Annotated in this window: 2 protein-coding genes; both read right to left on the bottom strand. The window is 73.6% G+C overall.

Annotation, left to right across the window (positions count from 1 at the left end; genetic code table 11):
• Window positions 1–157: 157 nt before the first annotated feature.
• Complete coding sequence (locus HCN56_RS25000; protein ID WP_167974851.1) at window positions 158–1156, bottom strand: ornithine carbamoyltransferase; 999 nt, start codon at window positions 1154–1156, stop codon at window positions 158–160.
• A gap of 16 nt (window positions 1157–1172) precedes the next feature.
• Entirely contained in the window at window positions 1173–2531 is a 1359-nt protein-coding gene (locus tag HCN56_RS25005) for a diaminobutyrate--2-oxoglutarate transaminase (RefSeq protein WP_167974853.1), read from the bottom strand.
• Window positions 2532–2639 lie beyond the last annotated feature (108 nt).

Genomic DNA, 2639 nt, shown 5'->3' on the forward strand with positions numbered 1-2639 from the left:
TGTGGTCGAACTTCTCGGCGTGGAGGGCGAGTTCCGCGGGTGCGAGTTCCTTCACGCCGTCCACGGGGAAACCCGGACCACGCAACGAGAACTGCTCCCACAACCGCCACCGACCACCCGGAAGCCTGATGTCCTGACGATCTTCCGCGCTCATGGCTCAGTACCTCTCGGTGGTCGGGTCGGCGCACCACTCCAGGACGGCGCGTGCGCTGTGGAACTTGTTCTCCGCCTGGTCGAAGGCGATCGAGGCGGGCCCGTCCAGCACGCCGCCGGTGACCTCCTCGCCGCGGTGGGCCGGCAGGTCGTGCATGAACACCGGTCCGCCGGCGGCGGTCAGCGTCTCCTCGCGCACCTGGAACGGCGCGAACACCTCCCGCCAGTCCGCGCTCGGCTTGGCCGTCCCTGTCGTCTGCCAGCGCGTCGTGTACACCACGTCGGCCTCGGGCAGCTCCGCCATGTCGTGGCGCTGCTCGACCACCGCGCCGCTGCGCGCGGTGTACACCGCGGCCCGCTCCAGGTACTCGGTCGGCACCCCGTACCCCGGCGGGGTCCGCAGCGTCAGCCGAACCCCGCGGAAGCGCGCCAGCGCCAGCGTCAGGGCGGTGGCGGTGTTGTTCCCCTCGCCCACGTAGACCACGTGCAGGTCCTCGATCCGGCCGAACCGCCGCAGCAGCGTCGTGAGGTCCGCCAGCGCCTGCGTCGGGTGCTCGGTGGCGCTCATCGCGTTGACCACCGCCATGCGCCGCTGCGCCGCGTACGCCCGCAGCTCGCTCTCCGGCCCCGCTGTGCGCGCCACCAGGACGTCCAGCACCCGCGAGAGGACGGCGGCGGTGTCGGACACCTCCTCACCGGTGTTCTCCTGCAGGTCGCCCGGGCCGTAGGTCACCACCCCGCCGCCCAGCCGCAGCGCGCCGGCGGAGAACGCGGTGCGGGTGCGGGTGGAGGTCTTGCGGAACAGCACTCCCACGACCTGGCCCCGCAGGCCGTCGGCCTCGGCCCCGGCGGCGAACTCCGCTCCGCGCGCCGCCAGGTGGCGCAGCTCGGCGCCGGAGAGGTCGTCGATCGAGATGAGATGGCGCCGCTCCTGCCGGGGCCGGACGTATCCGGGCCGGTCGAAGAACGCCCCCGCGGGCCGTGACTGCGTTGCCTGAAGCATGGTCCCCTTCTCTCTCTCAGATCCGGTTCAGCAGTGCGGCGCGCAGGACGCCGATGCCGTCGGCCAGTTCGGCCGGGTCGATCGTCAGCGGGGGCATGACCTTCAGGACCTCGTCCTCGCGTCCGGCGAGTTCGACGATCAGTCCGTGGTCGAAGGCGTACCGCTGGACGTGCGCGGCCCGTGCGCCGCCGCCGCTCGCCGCGAGGTCGATGCCGAGCACCGCGCCGCGACCCCGGACGCGGACCGCAGGCTCGCGGTCGGCCACCTCGGCGCCGAACTCCGCGAGCGCGCGGGCGGTCTCGGCCCGGGAGCGGTGGAACACCTCGTCCGACCACAGTCCGGCCGCTGCCGTCGCCGTGACGAACGCCAGCTGGTTGCCGCGGAAGGTGCCGGTGTGCTCGCCCGGCTCCCACACGTCCAGTTCGGGACGGAACAGCGTCAGCGACATCGGGAGTCCGTAGCCGCTGAGCGACTTGGAGACGGTCACCACGTCCGGCACGATCCCGGACTCCTCGAAGGCGAAGAAGTCGCCGGTGCGACCGCAGCCCGACTGGATCTCGTCGCAGATCAGCAGGATGCCGCGCCGCTCCGTCGCCTCGCGCAGCCTCCGCAGCCAGCCCGCCGAGGCCGGACGCACGCCGCCTTCCATCTGCACCGGCTCGACGATCACGGCGGCGGGTGTCTCGACCCCCGAGGAGGGGTCATCGAGCAGGCGCTCGATCAGCCCCACCGAGTCGAACGCCCCGCCCGGGCCGTCCTCGAAGGGGACGAAGGTCACGGGGTCCTGCCCGTGCACCCCGCCCGCCCGGCGGGCGCGGCCGCTGCCGGTCACCGCCAGCGAGCCGCGGGACATTCCGTGGAACCCACCGGAGAACGCGATGACCCCGCTGCGTCCGGTGGCCTTCCGGGCGACCTTCAGGGCCGCCTCCACCGCGTCGGTGCCGGTGGGGCCGGGGAACTGCGCGGTGTACTCCAGGCCGCGGGGCTCCAGGACGTGGGTGCGGAACGCGGTCAGGAACTCCCGCTTGGCGACGGTGTACATGTCCAGGCCGTGTGCCACGCCGTCCGCGGCCACGTAGGCGGCGAGTGCCGCCTTGAGACCGTCGTTGTTGTGGCCGTAGTTCAACGATCCGGCGCCGCAGAAGAAGTCCGTGAAGACCCGACCGTCCTCGGCGAACAGCCGTGCGCCCTTGGCCCGTCGGAGGACGACGGGGAAGGTGCGGCAGTACAGGCGGACCCGCGACTCACCGCGGTCGAACACCGCGGTGCCGGCGGGTGGCGGCAGGTCGGACAGCCCGGGGGCGGTCGTCCCCGCACTCCGGATCGGCGCGGTCGGGGCCGCCGCGGGCGCGACGGGGGTGAGCGCTGTGGTCATGGTGTGCTCCTGGGACGAGGTGCGCTGATGGGAGGCGGCGGCGTGGCGGGGCCGGGGCCCGGCGGCTCACTGCCGGGGCGGGAGGGTGCGCGCCGGGCCGGCCGCGGC

Source organism: Streptomyces lonarensis (assembly GCF_012033735.1).
Classification (GTDB): Bacteria; Actinomycetota; Actinomycetes; order Streptomycetales; family Streptomycetaceae; genus Streptomyces; species Streptomyces lonarensis.

Excerpts from the sequence above, each read along its gene's own strand:
- HCN56_RS25005 (WP_167974853.1), bottom strand. The coding sequence starts at position 2,531 with ATGACCACAGCGCTCACCCCCGTCGCGCCCGCGGCGGCCCCGACCGCG.
- HCN56_RS25000 (WP_167974851.1), bottom strand. The coding sequence starts at position 1,156 with ATGCTTCAGGCAACGCAGTCACGGCCCGCGGGGGCGTTCTTCGACCGG.